20 protein-coding genes and 1 other annotated feature are annotated in these 18518 nt (G+C 37.7%); of the genes, 18 read left to right on the forward strand and 2 right to left on the reverse strand.

Annotation, left to right across the window (positions count from 1 at the left end; translation table 11 throughout):
* The first annotated feature begins 162 nt into the window (after nucleotides 1-162).
* The 7 genes from cymR to MHH66_RS04825 all read left to right on the forward strand — a co-directional run bounded on the left by cymR (nucleotide 163) and on the right by MHH66_RS04825 (nucleotide 6569).
* A complete protein-coding gene (gene cymR / locus MHH66_RS04795) occupies nucleotides 163-579 on the forward strand; it encodes a cysteine metabolism transcriptional regulator CymR (RefSeq protein WP_000704117.1) in 417 nt (138 codons plus the stop codon).
* Between the two features lie 35 nt (nucleotides 580-614).
* Nucleotides 615-1760, forward strand: a complete 1146-nt coding sequence (locus tag MHH66_RS04800) for a cysteine desulfurase family protein (protein ID WP_002129219.1) — start codon at nucleotides 615-617, stop codon at nucleotides 1758-1760.
* A 16-nt stretch (nucleotides 1761-1776) separates the two neighbouring features.
* Nucleotides 1777-2892 (forward strand): tRNA 2-thiouridine(34) synthase MnmA, encoded by a 1116-nt coding sequence (mnmA, locus tag MHH66_RS04805; RefSeq protein WP_002088752.1) that lies wholly within the window; start codon nucleotides 1777-1779, stop codon nucleotides 2890-2892.
* Nucleotides 2893-3002: 110 nt separating this feature from the next.
* Complete coding sequence (locus tag MHH66_RS04810; RefSeq protein ID WP_002088750.1) at nucleotides 3003-3662, forward strand: tetratricopeptide repeat protein; 660 nt, start codon at nucleotides 3003-3005, stop codon at nucleotides 3660-3662.
* 107 nt (nucleotides 3663-3769) lie between these two features.
* Complete coding sequence (gene recD2, locus MHH66_RS04815) at nucleotides 3770-6106, forward strand: SF1B family DNA helicase RecD2 (protein WP_063219495.1); 2337 nt, start codon at nucleotides 3770-3772, stop codon at nucleotides 6104-6106.
* 127 nt (nucleotides 6107-6233) lie between these two features.
* Nucleotides 6234-6422, forward strand: coding sequence for a hypothetical protein (locus tag MHH66_RS04820; RefSeq protein WP_002015288.1), 189 nt, complete (start codon nucleotides 6234-6236; stop codon nucleotides 6420-6422).
* Between the two features lie 18 nt (nucleotides 6423-6440).
* Nucleotides 6441-6569 (forward strand): YrzQ family protein, encoded by a 129-nt coding sequence (locus MHH66_RS04825; protein ID WP_002015286.1) that lies wholly within the window; start codon nucleotides 6441-6443, stop codon nucleotides 6567-6569.
* 36 nt (nucleotides 6570-6605) lie between these two features.
* On the opposite strand, the gene MHH66_RS04830 is transcribed toward MHH66_RS04825, so the two are convergent.
* The gene (locus MHH66_RS04830; protein ID WP_002015285.1) at nucleotides 6606-6818 is read right to left on the reverse strand and encodes a hypothetical protein; all 213 of its coding nucleotides are present in this window, start codon (nucleotides 6816-6818) and stop codon (nucleotides 6606-6608) included.
* Nucleotides 6819-6977: 159 nt separating this feature from the next.
* On the opposite strand from MHH66_RS04830, the gene MHH66_RS04835 reads away from it, so the two are divergent.
* On the forward strand, nucleotides 6978-8063 hold the full coding sequence (locus MHH66_RS04835; protein WP_078184454.1) for an AI-2E family transporter: 1086 nt from the start codon (nucleotides 6978-6980) through the stop codon (nucleotides 8061-8063).
* 38 nt (nucleotides 8064-8101) lie between these two features.
* Here the strand turns inward: MHH66_RS04835 and MHH66_RS04840 are convergent, their stop codons facing one another.
* Nucleotides 8102-8446 (reverse strand): PH domain-containing protein, encoded by a 345-nt coding sequence (locus MHH66_RS04840; RefSeq protein ID WP_002167639.1) that lies wholly within the window; start codon nucleotides 8444-8446, stop codon nucleotides 8102-8104.
* Between the two features lie 237 nt (nucleotides 8447-8683).
* Nucleotides 8684-8902 (forward strand) — a binding site (T-box leader).
* A gap of 41 nt (nucleotides 8903-8943) precedes the next feature.
* Between MHH66_RS04840 and alaS the strand changes: the two genes are divergently transcribed.
* The 10 genes from alaS to greA all read left to right on the forward strand — a co-directional run bounded on the left by alaS (nucleotide 8944) and on the right by greA (nucleotide 18453).
* On the forward strand, nucleotides 8944-11586 hold the full coding sequence (gene alaS / locus MHH66_RS04845) for an alanine--tRNA ligase (RefSeq protein WP_063219494.1): 2643 nt from the start codon (nucleotides 8944-8946) through the stop codon (nucleotides 11584-11586).
* A gap of 78 nt (nucleotides 11587-11664) precedes the next feature.
* Nucleotides 11665-11931 (forward strand): IreB family regulatory phosphoprotein, encoded by a 267-nt coding sequence (locus tag MHH66_RS04850; RefSeq protein ID WP_000348591.1) that lies wholly within the window; start codon nucleotides 11665-11667, stop codon nucleotides 11929-11931.
* 3 nt (nucleotides 11932-11934) lie between these two features.
* Nucleotides 11935-12348: a Holliday junction resolvase RuvX gene (ruvX, locus tag MHH66_RS04855; RefSeq protein WP_001221204.1), complete on the forward strand. Its 414-nt coding sequence runs from the start codon at nucleotides 11935-11937 to the stop codon at nucleotides 12346-12348.
* A 12-nt stretch (nucleotides 12349-12360) separates the two neighbouring features.
* Nucleotides 12361-12639: a DUF1292 domain-containing protein gene (locus MHH66_RS04860; protein ID WP_002034112.1), complete on the forward strand. Its 279-nt coding sequence runs from the start codon at nucleotides 12361-12363 to the stop codon at nucleotides 12637-12639.
* Between the two features lie 241 nt (nucleotides 12640-12880).
* On the forward strand, nucleotides 12881-13951 hold the full coding sequence (gene mltG, locus MHH66_RS04865) for an endolytic transglycosylase MltG (RefSeq protein ID WP_063219493.1): 1071 nt from the start codon (nucleotides 12881-12883) through the stop codon (nucleotides 13949-13951).
* Nucleotides 13952-14166: 215 nt separating this feature from the next.
* Nucleotides 14167-14808, forward strand: coding sequence for an O-methyltransferase (locus MHH66_RS04870; RefSeq protein WP_002034114.1), 642 nt, complete (start codon nucleotides 14167-14169; stop codon nucleotides 14806-14808).
* Between the two features lie 7 nt (nucleotides 14809-14815).
* Entirely contained in the window at nucleotides 14816-15745 is a 930-nt protein-coding gene (locus tag MHH66_RS04875; RefSeq protein WP_063219492.1) for a peptidase U32 family protein, read from the forward strand.
* An 18-nt stretch (nucleotides 15746-15763) separates the two neighbouring features.
* Nucleotides 15764-17044, forward strand: coding sequence for a peptidase U32 family protein (locus MHH66_RS04880; protein ID WP_002015275.1), 1281 nt, complete (start codon nucleotides 15764-15766; stop codon nucleotides 17042-17044).
* A 17-nt stretch (nucleotides 17045-17061) separates the two neighbouring features.
* Nucleotides 17062-17700 (forward strand): uridine kinase, encoded by a 639-nt coding sequence (gene udk, locus MHH66_RS04885; protein ID WP_002015274.1) that lies wholly within the window; start codon nucleotides 17062-17064, stop codon nucleotides 17698-17700.
* Between the two features lie 276 nt (nucleotides 17701-17976).
* Nucleotides 17977-18453 carry a transcription elongation factor GreA gene (gene greA, locus MHH66_RS04890; RefSeq protein ID WP_078213491.1) on the forward strand — a complete coding sequence of 159 codons (477 nt, stop codon included), beginning with the start codon at nucleotides 17977-17979 and terminating at the stop codon, nucleotides 18451-18453.
* Nucleotides 18454-18518: the final 65 nt, after the last annotated feature.

Raw genomic sequence — 18518 nt, forward strand, 5'->3', positions numbered from 1 at the left:
TCTTTTATAAAGTGAGACTTTAATTAGTGGGGGTTTTGTTCATCCCCCACCTAACTTCTTTGCTCCAGCCGAATTTTGAGGTGGGAGTTTTACTGCCCGCAAATAGCGGGATAAATAAGATATAACCAATAGAAGTGAAAATTTGAAATGAGGTGCAAATAGATGAAGATTTCAACGAAAGGCCGCTACGGCTTAACAATTATGATCGACCTTGCAAAAAAGTTTGGTGAAGGCCCAATTTCATTAAAATCAATTGCACAGGCACATGACCTATCTGAGCATTACTTAGAGCAATTAATTTCACCACTTCGTAACGCTCGTCTTGTAAAGAGTACGCGTGGTGCATATGGCGGATATGTATTATCTGATCAGCCAGTCAACATTACAGCTGGAGATGTAATCCGTGTACTAGAGGGTCCAATTAGTGTTGTAGAAATGATAGAAGAAGAAGAACCAGCACAACGCCAATTATGGATGCGTGTTCGTGATGCAGTGCAAGAAGTATTAGATAGTACAACTTTAGAAGATTTAGTACGTTATGAGGAAGAAAATCACGGGGGCTATATGTTTTACATTTAATTCCTTGTGAAACGATTTGGAAAGAAGGAGATTTAATGGAACGCATTTACTTAGATCATGCTGCGACATCTCCGACTCACCCAGAAGTGGTCGAAAAGATGATTCCATATATGACAGAAACATTTGGAAACCCGTCTAGTATTCACTTTTATGGGCGTCAAACGCGCCATGCGGTAGATGAGGCGAGACGTGTGTGTGCACGTAGCATTCACGCGAGTCCAAATGAAATTATATTCACGAGCGGTGGTACAGAAGCTGATAATTTAGCACTTATAGGTGTAGCGCGTGCGAATCGTCATAAAGGTAACCACGTTATTACAACGCAAATTGAACATCATGCGATTTTGCATACGTGTGAATTGTTAGAGCGTGAAGGATTTGAAGTGACGTATTTACCTGTTGATGAAACAGGGCGTGTTCAAGTTTCTGACATACAAAAGGCACTAACGGAAGAGACGATTCTTGTATCTATTATGTTCGGGAATAATGAAGTAGGGACAATACAACCAATTGTGGAAATAGGTAAGCTGTTAAAAGAGCATCAAGCTTATTTCCACACAGATGCTGTACAAGCTTACGGTTTAATAGAAATAGATGTGAAAGAGTTTGGTATTGATTTATTATCGATTTCCGCTCACAAAATTAACGGCCCAAAAGGTGTAGGGTTCCTATATGCTGGTGCAAATGTGAAATTTGAACCGTTATTAATAGGCGGAGAGCAAGAAAGAAAACGTCGTGCTGGTACTGAAAATGTACCTAGTATTGTTGGACTTCAACATGCAGTTTCGCTAGCTGAAAAAACTCGTGAGCAAAAAAATGCCCAATATGAAGAGTTTAAAGATATAATGGTATCTGTCTTCAAAAATGAGGACATTCATTTCGAGGTAAACGGAGACTTGGAATATCGCTTACCACATGTGTTTAATATAAGTTTTACAGGAATGAATATTGAACCGTTTCTTGTAAACCTAGACTTAGCTGGTATTGCAGTATCAAGTGGTTCTGCTTGTACAGCTGGTTCGATTGATCCATCACATGTATTAGTGGCGATGTTCGGAAAAGACTCCGATCAAATACGTTCATCCGTACGCTTTAGTTTCGGACTTGGAAATACGAAAGAGCAAATTGAAAAAGCGGCGTACGAAACAGTGAAAATCGTGAAGCGATTAACACAAAATTAGCATGGGAGGTGACATGATGAACAAACTACCTCAAGAAACACGCGTTGTCATCGGGATGTCCGGTGGCGTCGATTCATCTGTAGCAGCTCTTTTATTAAAAGAGCAGGGTTATGATGTAATCGGAATTTTTATGAAAAACTGGGATGATACAGATGCAAATGGTGTCTGCACAGCAACAGAAGATTACAATGATGTAATTGAAGTGTGTAACCAAATCGGCATTCCGTATTATGCAGTAAACTTTGAAAAACAATACTGGGATAAAGTATTCACGTACTTTTTAGATGAGTACCGAGCTGGTCGTACACCAAACCCAGATGTAATGTGTAACAAAGAAATTAAATTTAAAGCATTTTTAGAGCATGCAATTGCACTTGGTGCTGATTATGTAGCAACAGGTCATTATGCACGCGTTGCTTATATGGACGGCGAATATAAAATGCTTCGCGGCGTTGATGACAATAAAGATCAAACATATTTCTTAAATCAATTAAGCCAAGAGCAACTATCAAAAACAATGTTCCCATTAGGTGAATTAAAGAAACCACAAATTCGCGAAATGGCGACAGAAGCTGGTTTAGCGACAGCGGCGAAGAAAGATAGTACTGGTATTTGCTTCATCGGTGAGCGTAACTTTAAAGATTTCTTAAGTAACTATTTACCGGCGCAACCAGGTGTGATGCAAACATTATCTGGTGAAGTGAAAGGGAAACATGATGGTTTAATGTATTATACAATTGGACAACGTCATGGCCTTGGTATTGGTGGTAATGGTGATCCGTGGTTTGCTGTGGGGAAAAACTTGAAAGAAAACATTTTATATGTTGATCAAGGATTCCATAACGAACTTCTATATGGTGATGAAGTTATTGCTACGAATGTAGGCTGGGTAAGTAATAAAGCGAAGGAAAAAGAATTTACGTGTACAGCGAAATTCCGTTATCGTCAAGCAGACAATAAAGTAACGGTTCAAATCGTTGATGAAAATACAGTTCGTATTCTTTGTGATGAGCCAATTCGTGCGATTACGCCAGGCCAAGCAGTTGTTTTCTATGATGGAGATGAGTGCTTAGGCGGCGCTACAATTGATGAAGTATATCATAGTGGTAAGAAATTAGATTATTTAGGATAACACGAGAAGCCTCTGCCGATTAGCGGTTAGAGGTTTCTTTTACATAAAGCGAATTTTTGTTCGCTTGGAAAATACATTCTTTGTTATAATTTGTTGTAGAGGTGAAGGATATGTCAAACAAACTTGAAACAGGTATTAAATATATGCAAGAAGGAAACTGGGAAGAAGCAGCTGAAAATTTCACAGAAGCAATCGAAGAAAACCCGAAAGATGCGCTTGGATACATTAACTTTGCGAATTTATTAGATGTATTAGGTGATAGTGAGCGAGCAATTTTATTTTATAAACGTGCATTAGAATTAGATGGTAAATCTGCGGCTGCTTATTATGGCTTAGGAAACGTATATTACGGTCAAGAGCAATTTGCAGAGGCGAAGGCTGTATTTGAACAAGCGATGCAAGTGGGATTACAATCAGCTGACGTAACATTTATGTTAGGTATCACACATGTGCAACTTGGAAATGATCGTCTTGCACTTCCATTTTTACAAAGAGCGACGGAATTAGATGAAGGCGATGTAGAAGCTGTTTTCCAATGCGGACTTTGCTTCGCACGACTAGAACATATTCAAGAGGCAAAACCTTATTTTGAAAAGGTGTTAGAAATGGATGAAGAGCATGCAGATGCGTATTATAATTTAGGTGTTGCGTACGTATTCGAGGAGAATAACGAGAAAGCTCTTACTTTATTTAAGAAAGCGACTGAAATTCAAGCAGACCACTTTTTAGCTGGTAATGGTATTCGTTTATTAGAGCAAGAAGCTGAATAAAGTGAAATTATAGTTTAATGCGCAGTTACCCCTCATCTAAAGATTGTGAAAGAGGTGGGGGATGTACTGCTCATTAAAGTGAAAAGAACTCGGAAAGGAGAGGAAATATGGGAAATCAACATGCAATGGATTTGTTTGAGGAAGAAAAAAAATTTATAAAAGCGCAAGTTCTTCATACCATTTTCCACAACGAAGAAAACCTCTATTCCGTTGTCAGTATGAAAGTCATTGAAACGAATGAAACATACGACGAAAAAAAAGTAATGATAAACGGTCATTTTCCCCGTATGCATGAAGATGAAGTGTTTACATTAACAGGTCATTTTAAAGACCACCCAAAGTATGGAAAACAATATTTAGTTGAAACGTTTAAAAAAGAACTGCCACAAACAAAAGCAGGTATGGTGCAATATTTAGCGAGCGATTTATTTAAAGGGATTGGAAAGCGTACAGCCGAAAAAATCGTGGACCATCTTGGTGAGCATGCGATTTCTAAAATTATGGATGATCCGGATGCGTTAAGTGGTGTTGTAAACAAGCAAAAAGCGCAGGAAATATATGAGACGATTATTGAGCATCAAGGGCTCGAGAAAGTGATGAGTTTTTTAAATGGTTACGGTTTTGGAACAAAACTTTCTATTAAAATTTATCAGCAATATAAAGAGATGACATTAGAAGTGATTCGTAATAATCCGTATAAACTTATTGAAGAAGTGGACGGAATTGGATTTGGAAGAGCAGATGATATAGGGCGTGCAATCGGAATAACGGGCAATCACGACGATCGTGTACGTGCAGGGTGTTTTTATACGTTAGAGAATATTTCATTACAACTCGGTCACGTGTATATGGAAAAAGGTCAGCTTGTAAGAGAAACGATGTCACTTTTAAATAATCAAGAAGGCGGAGTGACTGAGGAAGATATTGTAGGCTGCGTTGAAATGATGCAAAGTGAAGGGAAAGTCATCATAGAAGAAGAGCGTGTGTATTTAGCTTCGTTATTTTACTCTGAAAAAGGCGTTGTAAAGTCCATTCGCAGGCTTATGAATCAAGAGGAAACCCCTGCATTTCCTGAAGCAGAAGTGTTAAAGACATTAGGTGAAATTGAAGAACAGCTAAAGGTACAGTATGCACCGCTTCAGCAAGAAGCAGTTCAAACTGCACTTCATAAGCCGATGATGTTATTAACAGGTGGACCAGGAACGGGGAAAACTACAGTTATTAAAGGAATTGTTGAAATGTATGCGTCGCTTCACGGGCTATCACTAAATCTAAATGAATATAGTGATGACAATCCATTTCCAATACTATTAACGGCTCCAACAGGAAGAGCAGCGAAGCGAATGAGTGAATCGACGGGGCTTCCGGCGTGCACAATTCATCGCCTGCTTGGATGGACGCCAGAAGGGTCTTTCCAGCGCAATGAAACAGACCCTGTTCAAGGGAAGCTCCTTATTATTGATGAGTTTTCGATGGTAGATATTTGGCTGGCAAATCAATTGTTTAAATCCTTGCCGACGAACATCCAAGTAATCGTTGTAGGTGATGAAGACCAATTACCATCGGTAGGACCTGGACAAGTGTTGAAAGATTTATTAAATGCAGGTGCCATTCCAACGGTAAAACTCACAGAAATTTATCGTCAGGCAGAAGGTTCGTCTGTTATTCAGCTTGCCCATGCGATAAAAGACGGGATGCTCCCGCCAGATTTAGCACAAAATAAAAAAGATCGTTCATTTATCAGCTGTGCAGGTGCTCAAATTGTTGAGGTTGTTAAAAAGGTTTGTGAAAATGCTAAGACAAAAGGCTTTAGTGCAAGAGATGTACAAGTATTGGCACCAATGTACCGCGGACCAGCAGGTATTAATGTGTTAAATGAAGCTCTTCAAGAAGTGTTTAATCCGAAAAAAGAAAAGAGTAAAGAAATTGCCTACGGTGACGTTGTATACCGCAGAGGTGATAAAGTACTTCAATTAGTCAATCAGCCGGAAAGCCAAGTGTTTAATGGTGATATTGGAGAAATTGTTTCAGTATTTTATGCGAAAGAAAATGTCGAGCAACAAGATATGATTATCGTTTCATTTGATGGAATTGAAGTAACATATACAAAGCCGGATTTAAATCAAATTACGCATGCCTATTGCTGCTCGATTCATAAATCGCAAGGTAGTGAATTCCCAATAGTTATTATGCCGATTGTAAAGAGCTACTACCGTATGTTACGTCGTAATTTAATTTACACGGGTATTACAAGGAGTAAGAAATTCCTTATTATTTGCGGGGAGGAAGCAGCGTTTCAATCCGGTGTAAATCGCCTTGATGATGCAATGCGTCAAACGACTTTAGCTGGCCGATTGCAAGAATCACAAGGAGAAGTGCAGATGGTGACGGTTAATGGTGAAGAAATGGACGTGGAAAACATTTCACCGTATGATTTCATGTAACAAGGTGAAATTATATAGTGAACCTTTCAAACGTATAACGTTGAAAGGTTCTAGCAATGTATAAATGAATGCAGTTTGGACATAATGGCGAATAGAATCTGGGAGACTGTAAGGAGATGAAAGCCATATGTTCAGTTGTCCAAATTGCAAAGGGAAAGACATCGGAAAAATAGGTGTCAACCAATTTTATTGCTGGAATTGTTATATCGAATTATCGGTTTCAAAGGGGAAAATCCATACACATCAAGTAGAGGAAGATGGTTCATTAAGCTCTCTTGATGATTTATTTGATGATAATGAAAGAACGATCGGATAACGAAAAGGGGGATTTACTTTGAATCTACGCAATTCATTAATCGCATTAGGTGTTGGAGCTGCAGCATATCAATATGCTCGCAAACAAGATGTATTCTCAAAACGCAATGTGAAAAAAGCACGTAAGATGATTAAGTCTTATTTATAAGGCGTAAAAAACTCCCTTCATGATAAGGGAGTTTTTTTATGCGCTTGTATGCAAATATAAAAGTCCGATTTCAGAGAAGAGATAAGATAAACCGTAGCATCCAACGCCAAGCATTCCATAATGCCATAAGTGCTTAGCTCTTTCCTTTCGCGAGGAACGAATAAAGAAGCCTTTCCAAATACCAAACCCGATACAAATCCATTCAAGAAGCATAAAAAGTGCGGATAATGCAAGCATAAATAAGATCATTATGAGCCCTCCTGATTATATTTTGACATTTTGTATTTTCAAGGGGTGGTTGTCCTTATTATGTTAAATATATGTACGTCTTTAAAAAACAGTATGGTCTGTATAAAAAGATTTTAAAACTTTTGCACATAACCTAACCTATTTATTTTCAAAATAAAGATGGAGGAGGTTTTTCGTGTGAAGAATCTTAAAATCATTTGGATATATCGTTTAGGATTATTGTTACTCGTTTTTCTTTGTTTGCTCGTCTTTTTAAAAATCAAGCCACTATGGGCACCGATTATTTTTGTATTTAAAGTGGCGATCACACCGTTCTTTATTGCTTGTTTTATTGCTTATTTATTACACCCTTTAATTGAAAAAATCCATAAGGAAGGAATGCCGCGCACACTTGCTATTTTGCTCATTTATATTCTTTTCTTTGGCGGAATTGGCTATGGAATTTATAAAGGAACGCCAGTTGTTATTAAACAGTTACAAGAAATTAATGAACAATTTCCGCAGTTTACAAAAATGTACGATTCTTGGATGGATGGAGTTACAGAACAAACAGCGAATTTCCCATCATTTATTCATGAAAAGGTGAAACAAATTTTTGGTGGTGTAGAAACGAAGATTCAAGCGCTTTTAAATAAAGTCATGAGCACAGCTCGTGGTGTACTGGATTCATTGCTCATTATTTTCTTAATTCCGTTCATTGTATTTTACATATTAAAAGATTACGGTGAGTTTTATCATATTTTTTGGAAACTAGTTCCGAGTAAGTGGCGTAGTACGGGTCAAATGCTTGCGAAAGAAATTGATAAGTCACTCGGAAGTTATATTCGAGGACAGTTATTTGTTTGCTTAGTATTAGGAGGAGTATCTGTTCTTTCTTTTTGGTTTATCGGTATGAAATATCCGTTATTACTCGGTATTATTATTGGGGTAACGGATATAATCCCGTACTTTGGTCCTATTTTAGGGGCGATTCCGACGTTGATGATTGCAGCAACGGTATCAACGAGTTTACTCATTAAGGCGGGAATTATGATTGCTATTTTGCAATTTTTGGAAAGTAACATTTTATCGCCTTACATCGTTGGTAAGTCGCTTCGTATGCATCCTGTGATCATTATGTTTGCATTACTAGTAGGGGGAGAAGTTGCGGGGATTGTAGGATTACTAATATCGGTTCCTATTTTAGCGGTCATTCGGACAGTGGTCGTTCATGTGAGACCTCTTTGGAAAAAAGAAGATGTGTAATATGATAGCCCTCTACTTATAAAAGTAGAGGGCTATCATTATTTAGAGAGTTGCTCGTGTATTTGTTGAACGAGAGAGCTTATATCATTTGTTTGAATATGTTTTATTTTTTTCCATTCATTATCGTACATAAATATAATTTGATTGCTGAAAAGACGCTTTTGCTCTTTTAGATTAGAAATGTTTGCAAAAGAGTACTCTTCAAATATTGGGTTCTTACTTACATCTGGTCCATAAAAGAAGAGCCGTTTGTTCGTTAAAATTAACAGTCCTGGTCTTGCGACGGAACGATATATAAATATATTTAATGAGCATGCTGCATGAAAAAGGATTTTTTCATCAGTTGTTAACATTTCTTTAGCTTGATTCAATAAGGTTGTCATTGTAATCGCTCCTTTATTGTTAATAATTTAATTATAACAAATAATGTAATATTTAGAAATTTTCATAAAGTATTTTTTGAGAGGAGATTCCTATTTAGTAATAAATGCATAATATATTTAAAGGCTGTTAAGAATGAATAGTAGAATAACTATGATTAATAAGCAATTGATACAATATAAATGATTATCTACATTGACAAACTTAAGAGAATTCTATTATATTTAGTCATATAATACATTAAATCAATGACGGAACAAGTACGTTACAGTCCATTTGTAGAGAGAAGCTTCCACTGGCTGAAAGGAGCTTTAAATGAAGGGTAACAGAAAGCTAATCCTGAGAGCAGCTAATCACTGCCGTCTTGCCACGTTACGGCACCATGAGGTGATGAATTGATTGTTATAATAATCAATTCATAATTAGGGTGGTATCGCGAGTTAACTCTCGTCCCTTTTATTAGGGGCGGGAGTTTTTTATATTTAAGGAGGAAAATACAATGAAACAACTAACAGGCGCACAAATTCGTCAAATGTTTTTAGACTTTTTCCAAGAAAAAGGACATGCAGTAGAACCAAGTGCATCACTAGTTCCTCATGAAGATCCATCTCTGTTATGGATTAATAGTGGTGTAGCGACATTAAAGAAATATTTTGATGGTCGTGTAATCCCACAAAATCCACGTATTACAAATGCACAAAAATCAATTCGTACAAACGATATTGAAAACGTTGGGAAAACGGCTCGTCACCATACATTCTTTGAAATGTTAGGGAACTTCTCAATCGGTGATTACTTCAAAGAAGAAGCAATTACTTGGGCTTGGGAATTTCTAACGAGCGACAAATGGATCGGATTCGATAAAGAATTACTATCTGTTACAATTCATCCGGAAGATGAAGAAGCATTCACAATTTGGAATGAGAAAATGGGTGTTCCAAAAGAACGCATCATCCGTTTAGAAGAAAACTTCTGGGATATCGGTGAAGGACCAAGTGGACCGAATACAGAAATTTTCTATGACCGCGGTGAATCTTACGGTAATGACTTTAGTGACCCAGAATTATATCCGGGCGGAGAAAACGAGCGTTACTTAGAAGTATGGAACCTTGTATTCTCTCAATTTAACCATAATCCAGACGGTTCATATACGCCGCTTCCTAAGAAAAACATCGATACAGGGATGGGTCTAGAGCGTATGACATCTATCGTTCAAGATGTACCTACGAACTTTGATACAGACCTATTCATGCCGATGATTGGTGCAACAGAATCAATTTCTGGTGAGAAATATCGTAATGGCGATTTAGAAAAAGATATGGCGTTTAAAGTAATTGCTGACCATATCCGTACAGTAACATTCGCTGTTGGTGACGGTGCTCTTCCATCTAACGAAGGCCGTGGTTATGTATTACGTCGTTTATTACGCCGTGCTGTTCGTTATTCTAAGAAATTAAACATCAACCGTCCGTTCATGTTTGAATTAGTACCGGTTGTTGGAGAAGTAATGAAAGACTTCTATCCAGAAGTACTTGAAAAGAAAGATTTCATCGCAAAAGTTGTGAAGAATGAAGAAGAGCGTTTCCATGAAACACTTCATGATGGTGAATCAATTTTAGCTGAAGTAATTGCAAAAGCGAAAGAAGAAAAAACAACTGTTATTTCTGGCGTAGATGCGTTCCGCCTATACGACACGTACGGTTTCCCAATTGAATTAACAGAAGAATATGCAGAAGAAGCTGGTATGACAGTTGATCAAGCGGGCTTTGAAAATGAAATGGAGAAACAACGTGAGCGTGCACGTGCTGCTCGTCAAGACGTTGATTCTATGCAAGTTCAAGGCGGTGTACTTGGTGAAGTTAAAGTAGCGAGTGAATTCGTTGGTTACGGTACAGTTGCAACAGAAAGTAACGTTGTTGCACTTGTGAAAAATGGTGAGTATACAGATAGCTTACAAGCAGGTGAAGAAGGACAATTAATGCTTGATGTAACGCCATTCTACGCTGAGAGCGGTGGGCAAATTGCAGACCGTGGTTACCTTCTTGCTGACGGCGTGAAAGTTGTTGTAAAAGACGTACAAAAAGCACCAAATGGTCAAAACTTACACAAAGTTGTTGTGGAAGAAGGTACATTAACGAAAGATGCGGCTGTAAAAGCTGTTATTGATACAAAGAACCGTAGTAGCGTTGTGAAAAACCATACAGCGACTCACTTACTACACCAAGCATTAAAAGATATACTTGGAGCGCATGTTAACCAAGCTGGTTCTCTTGTAACATCTGAACGTTTACGTTTTGACTTCTCTCACTTCGGTCAAGTACAAGCTGATGAATTAGAAAAAATTGAGCGTATCGTAAACGAAAAAATTTGGGAAAGTATTGATGTTGCGATTTCTCAAAAAGCAATCGAAGAAGCGAAAGAAATGGGCGCAATGGCATTATTCGGTGAAAAATACGGTGATGTTGTACGCGTTGTGCAAGTAGGCGATTACAGCTTAGAGCTTTGCGGTGGTTGTCACGTTGATAACACAGCTTCTATCGGTATTTTCAAAATCGTTGCTGAGTCTGGTATCGGTGCAGGAACTCGTCGTATTGAGGCGGTAACTGGTAAGTCTGCATACGAATTAATGAACGATCAAGTAGGTTTATTAAAAGAAGCAGCAGGAAAAATGAAAACAAATCCAAAAGATATTTTAACAAGAGTTGATGGTTTGTTTACTGAAGTAAAACAACTTCAAAAAGAAAACGAATCTCTTGCTGCGAAATTAAGCAATATCGAAGCTGGAAACTTAACTGATTCAGTAATGACAGTTGATGGCGTGAACGTATTAGCGGCGAAAGTAAATGTTGCAGATATGAACAACTTACGTACAATGATGGATGACCTTAAAAATAAATTAGATTCTGCAGTTGTTGTATTAGCGTCTGTAAATGACGATAAGGTAAACATTTTAGCTGGCGTAACGAAAGATTTAATTAGTCAAGGTTACCATGCGGGTAAGCTTGTGAAAGAAGTAGCTTCTCGTTGTGGAGGCGGCGGTGGTGGCCGTCCTGATATGGCACAAGCAGGCGGTAAAAACCCAGCGCAAGTAGAGGAAGCTTTAGCGTTTGTACAAGAGTACGTTAAATCTGTTTCAAAATAAAGAGATAGTAGTGTACAATGGTAGGGAGAGGAGAAGTTCTTCTCCCTATACTTACTACTTACAAGTGAGGTGCTTGAAATGGACGGTTTTGATAAGACAATGAAGTTTAGCATTCAAGATGAAAAACAGAGTGTCCATGTAAATGATGTACTTTTAACTGTGTATGATGCACTTCAAGAAAAAGGTTATAATCCGATTAACCAAATCGTCGGTTATTTATTAAGTGGAGATCCAGCATACATACCTCGCCATAAAGATGCACGAAGCATCGTTCGCAAGCTTGAACGTGATGAGATAATTGAAGAGCTTGTGAAGTCTTACTTGAAACATCATCGTGAGGAGTAGTTTATGCGGATATTAGGTTTAGATGTTGGTACTAAAACAGTCGGTGTTGCAATGAGCGATGAAATGGGCTGGACAGCACAAGGGCTGGAAACAATCAGGATTAACGAAGAACGAGGCCACTTTGGTTTTGACCGTATTTCTGAGTTGGTAAAACAGTACAATGTGGACAAAATAGTAGTAGGTTTACCTAAAAATATGAATGGTACAATCGGCCCTCGTGGTGAAGCGTGCCAGCAATTTGCAGAAAACCTGCGAAATCTGTTACAATTAGAAGTTGTAATGTGGGACGAGCGTTTGTCGACGATGGCAGCGGAACGTCTGCTCATTTCAGCTGATGTGAGCCGTAAGAAGCGAAAACAGGTAATCGATAAGATGGCTGCAGTCGTGATCTTACAAGGATTTTTAGATAGTAAATAAGAGGTGACCAAAATGGAAGAAAATCAAATTACAATTGTAGACGAAAAAGGAAACGAACATTTATGTGAAATTATTTTCACTTTTGATGCTGAAAAATTCGGCAAAAAATCTTACGTAGTCTTCTCTCCAATCGGTGAAGTAGACGAAGATGGAGACCAAATCTTCGATGCAATGGCATATGAGCAAAGTGAAGAAGAGGGCGGAACATTACTTTCAATTGAATCTGAAGAAGAGTGGGAAATGGTACAAGAAATGTTTAACACTCTTGCTGATGAGCAAGAAGAAGAATAGTAATGGATAAAAAGGCGAACTGTGTACACAGTTCGCCTTTTTTGTATTCATATGCAAAATGACAGATTTTTTGTCGAAACTACTTAATTGTTTATAGTATAATAAGACGGGTTGTATGAAAAAAGGCTTTAAATAAGTAGCTGTCACCGATTATTTAGAAATGATTGGTTTTGCTTTATGTTTGTAGGGCATTGTATAGAGGAAGTGTATACGGTCTACAATTGAATAAGGAGGAAGAATTTTGGTAGAGAATCAAGTGAAGAAGAAGCGTAGACGCATTTTTTTAATTTCGATTATCGCACTGCTTTTAGTTTGTGGATCAGTCTATGCGTATATTTCATCTGCATTAGGGCCAGTTGATAGTGGAAATAAAAAAGAGATTGAGGTAGAGATTCCAAAGGGGTCATCTACAAGTAAAATCGGTGAGATTTTAGAAGAAAAAGGTGCTGTGAAAAGCAGTACAGTTTTTAGTTTTTATACGAAATTTAAGTCGAAAAGTTTACAAGCAGGTACATATTTATTAAATCCTTCGATGAGTGCCCACGATGTCATTGAACAAATGTCATCTGGCAACGTACATCGTCCGGCTCTTTATAAAGTGACGATTAAAGAAGGGGCGCAAGTAACTGAAATTGCTGAAGTGATTGCGGCAGAATTAAAGTGGAATAAAGATGATGTTGTGCGTCAATTAAACGATAAAGCATTTATTCAAAAAATGAAGCAAAAGTATCCGAAGCTATTAACGGATAAAATTTTTGATAGCAACATTAAATATCCACTAGAAGGATACTTATATCCAGCAACGTATTCTTTCTATAAAAAGGATACAAAATTAGAAGAAATTGTAATCCCGATGCTTGAGAAAACAAATGCAATTATTGTTCAAAATGAGGTGAAAATGAAAGCGAAGAACTGGGATGTTCATCAACTTCTCACGTTGTCTTCACTTATTGAAGAAGAGGCTACTGGCTTTACTGATCGCCAAAAAATCTCTAGTGTTTTCTATAATCGTTTAGCGAAAGGTATGCCGCTTCAAACGGATCCGACGGTATTATACGCGCTTGGAAAGCATAAACAACGTGTATTATACGAAGACTTGAAAGTAAACTCACCGTACAATACGTATGTTGTGAAAGGGTTGCCGGTTGGACCGATTGCAAACTCTGGTAAACATTCAGTGGAAGCAGCGTTAGATCCTGTCCAAACAGATTATTATTATTTCTTAGCTGCACCAAGTGGTGAAGTGTATTATGCGAAAACATTAGAAGAACATAATGCATTAAAGCAAAAATACATTACGAAAAAACAGTGAAATGGGGAGGGATAGCGAAAAGGGTCGCATATCCCTCTTTTTTGTGGTAAAATATATCGGGTTAAAAACTGGCAGAAGAATCGTTTTTAATATCAAAACGGGACGTACAAGCTAAGGGTGAAACTGGCTTGTATTTTTATTGCATTCTATGTGTGAAAAGACAAAGGTTGACGCGTCATAGAGGCACTTCTCCATGTAAATAAGGAGGACCAATTATGGAGGATGCAGTTAACGAGTACCTATTATCATTTATTGATCCAAAAGATAAATTAATTCTTGAAATGGAAGAGTATGCAACTGAAAACCATGTGCCGATTATGGATCGACTTGGAATGGAATTTATGCTGCAATTTTTACGTTTAATTGGACCGGAAAGTATTTTAGAACTTGGAACAGCAATCGGTTATTCTAGTATTCGTATGATGCAAGCTATTCCGAACTCTCGCATTGTGACAGTAGAGCGCAATCGTGAACGATATGAAAAGGCACTTGAATATATAGAATGTTCCTCGGTAACAGACCGTATTTCTGTTATTTACGGTGATGCTTTAGAAACGGGCGAACAAGTGAAAGAACATGGAACATTTGATGTTATTTTTATTGATGCAGCGAAAGGGCAGTATCGTCGCTTTTTTGACTTATACGAACCGTTATTAAATCCTGGTGGCGTTATTATTTCAGATAACGTTATGTACCATGGTCTTGTGACGACAAAAGAGAAAATTGAAAATAGACGTACCCGTGGTTTGATTCGTCGTATTAAGACGTACAATGAATGGCTTATGAATCATGAAGGATATGATACAACGATTTTCCCAATTGGCGATGGAGTGGCTGTAAGTAAAAAGAGAGGGTGACAAAAGTATGAAGAAACCTGAATTGTTAGTAACGCCTAGAGCGGTGGCGGATATTGAACCTCTTGCGAAAGCAGGGGCAGATGCAGTAATGGTTGGTGAACAAAAGTTTGGTTTACGTTTGGCAGGAGAGTTTTCACGTGAAGATGTGAAACAAGCTGTAAACATTGCGCATGAAAATGGTGTGAAAGTATACGTTGCAATGAATGCGATGTTCCACAATGATAAAGTAGAAGAATTAACGGACTATGTTGCCTTTTTAAATGAGGTAAATGTAGATGCGATTGTTTTCGGAGATCCAGCGGTATTAATGGCTGTTCGTGAAGTTGCACCAAATATGCAACTTCACTGGAATACAGAAACGACAGCAACAAACTGGTTTACTTGTAACTATTGGGGGCAAAGAGGAGCGAAACGCGCTGTATTAGCTCGTGAGCTTAGCTTAGATGAAATTGCTGAATTAAAAGAAAATGCTGAAGTGGAACTTGAAGTACAAATTCACGGTATGACTTGCATGTTCCAATCGAAGCGTTCACTAGTAGGAAACTACTTTGAGTATCAAGGGCGTAATCTCGACATCGAAAAGAAAAAGTATGAAGAGAATATGTTCTTATACGACCCGGAACGTAATAACAAATATCCAATTTATGAAGATGAAAATGGTACTCACATTATGAGTCCGAATGATATTTGTTTCATCGATGAGTTAGAGGAACTAATCGATGCTGAAGTCGATAGCTTAAAAATTGATGGTGTCCTAAAAAGTTCTGAGTACATTATTGATGTAACGCAGAAATATCGTAAGGCGATTGATTTATGTGTAGAAGATCGTGATGCGTATTATGACGTGAAAGATGATTTATTTAAAGAGATAGAAGAAATACAACCGGTAAATCGTCCGTTAGATACAGGATTCTTCTTTAAAGAAACGGTTTACTAAACGAGGAGGGTGTAGGAAATGACTGTACAAGAAATTTCACGAGTGATCGATGGCAAACGCGTTATTGTGAAAAAACCTGAACTGTTAATCCCTGCGGGTAACTTAGAAAAATTAAAAGTAGCTATCCATTATGGGGCAGATGCTGTATATTTAGGTGGACAAGAATTTGGTCTTCGTTCTAATGCAGGTAACTTTACGCTGGAAGACATGGCAGAAGGCGTTGAATTTGCAAAGAAATATGGAGCAAAAATATACGTAACAACAAATATTTTTGCACATAATGAAAATATGGATGGGCTAGAGGAATATTTAAAAGGGATTGAAAAAGCTGGCGTAACGGGAATTATCGTTGCCGATCCGCTTATTATTGAGACATGTAAACGTGTAGCTCCTTCTGTTGAGGTGCATTTAAGTACACAACAATCACTATCCAACTGGAAAGCAGCACAGTATTGGAAAGAAGAAGGTTTACATCGTCTTGTATTAGCTCGTGAAGCAAGCTATGAAGAAATGAAAGAAATTAAAGAAAAAGTTGATGTTGAAATTGAAGCATTCGTCCATGGTGCAATGTGTATCGCGTATTCAGGGAGATGTACATTAAGTAACCATATGACAGCGCGTGACTCTAACCGTGGTGGTTGTTGTCAATCTTGCCGCTGGGATTATGATTTAGTTCAAACGGTATCACAACATAAAGATGCAAAAGAGCTTCCTCTATTCCAAGAAGAAGATGCTCACTTTGCGATGAGCCCAAAAGATTTAAATTTAATCTTATCAATTCCGAAAATGATTGAAATTGGAATTGATAGCTTAAAAGTTGAAGGACGTATGAAATCTATCCATTACGTAGCGACTGTAGCAACTGTATATCGTAAAGTAATTGATGCGTATTGTGCGGATCCGGATAACTTTGAGTTTAAACAAGAATGGTTAGATGAACTTGATAAATGTGCAAATCGTGATACAGCTCCTGCATTCTTTGAAGGGGTTCCAGGACATCAAGAGCAAATGTTTGGAAATCATAGTAAGAAAACAACGTATGATTTTGCTGGTTTAGTGTTAGATTATAATGAAGAAACGGGCATCGTAACGCTTGAGCAACGTAATCACTTCAAACCAGGACATGAAGTGGAGTTCTTTGGGCCAGAAATAGAAAACTTTACGCAGACGGTGGAGAAAATTTGGGATGAGGATGGAAACGAATTAGATGCAGCGAGACATCCGTTGCAAATCGTGAAATTCAAAGTGGATCAACCAGTGTATGTGAATAATATGATGCGCAAAAACATACTTCAATAAGAAAGAGTGGTAGTCGAATGGGGACGAATAAGCCTGTTGTAATTGGAATCGCTGGTGGTTCAGGATCAGGAAAAACAAGTGTAACGAAAGCGATTTTTGACCATTTTAAAGGTCATTCCATTTTAATCTTGGAGCAAGATTATTATTACAAAGATCAAAGTCATTTACCAATGGAAGAACGTTTAAAAACAAATTACGATCATCCGTTAGCGTTTGATAATGATTTGTTAATTGACCATTTGCAGCAGTTGCTTGCATATGAGCAAGTGGAAAAGCCTATATATGACTATACATTGCATACGCGTTCAGAAAAAATTATTCCAGTTGAGCCGAAAGATGTAATCATTTTAGAAGGAATTCTTATTTTAGAAGACCCACGTCTTTGTGAGTTAATGGATATTAAGGTGTTCGTTGATACAGATGCAGACCTTCGTATTTTACGCCGCATGCAGCGCGATATTGAAGAGCGCGGTCGTACAATGGATTCAGTTATCGACCAATACGTAAACGTTGTACGTCCAATGCATAATCAATTTATTGAGCCTTCTAAGAAATTCGCGGATATTATTATCCCTGAAGGTGGACAAAACCATGTTGCAATTGATATTATGGTTACAAAAATTGCAACAATTCTTGAACAAAAAGTAAATTTGTAATAGCATAGTAAAAGATATACGATAGGAAGGGATTTTTTCCCTTCTTATCGAATACAATGAAACATGAAACCTCACCTACCAATAGGTGAGGGCATATTTATATCAACTTTCCATACATACCTTCTTTATATAAGGAAGAATTGGAGAATAAGGGGTTGTATGTGACAACTCCACTAGTGCTACGTGTGCTAGAAACCTCCGCTATATAAGCGGAGGAGTTTTCATATGGAACTCCTCTTTTTTTCGGGGGATTGGTATATAAAAGGAGTGGAAAACATGGCAACAGAAAAAACATACCCTATGACGCAAGAGGGTAAGCAAAAACTAGAGAACGAAGTTGAACAATTAAAAACAGTAAGACGTAAAGAAGTTGTAGAGCGTATTAAGATCGCACGTAGCTTCGGAGATCTTTCTGAGAACTCTGAGTACGATGCAGCGAAAGATGAGCAAGCATTCGTAGAAGGACGTATTACACAACTTGAAAACATGATTCGTAATGCGGTTATCATTGAAGACAATGGTGAAGAGTCTACAGTTGTAACATTAGGTAAAACAGTAATATTTAAAGAGTTACCAGGTGGAGACGAAGAAGCGTACATAATCGTAGGTAGCGCAGAAGCCGATCCATTTGAAGGAAGAATTTCTAACGATTCTCCAATCGCAAAAAGCTTATTAGGTAAGCAAATTGGTGAGAAGGTAGCAATCCAAACACCAGGTGGAGAAATGCAAGTAGAGATTATCTCTGTAAAATAACGTAAAAAATCACTCGTGTAAAAACGAGTGATTTTTTATTTGTATAAAAGGTGAAACACCTCGTC

Source organism: Bacillus sp. FSL H8-0492 (genome assembly GCF_038006145.1).
GTDB classification, from domain to species: domain Bacteria; phylum Bacillota; class Bacilli; order Bacillales; family Bacillaceae_G; genus Bacillus_A; species Bacillus_A mycoides.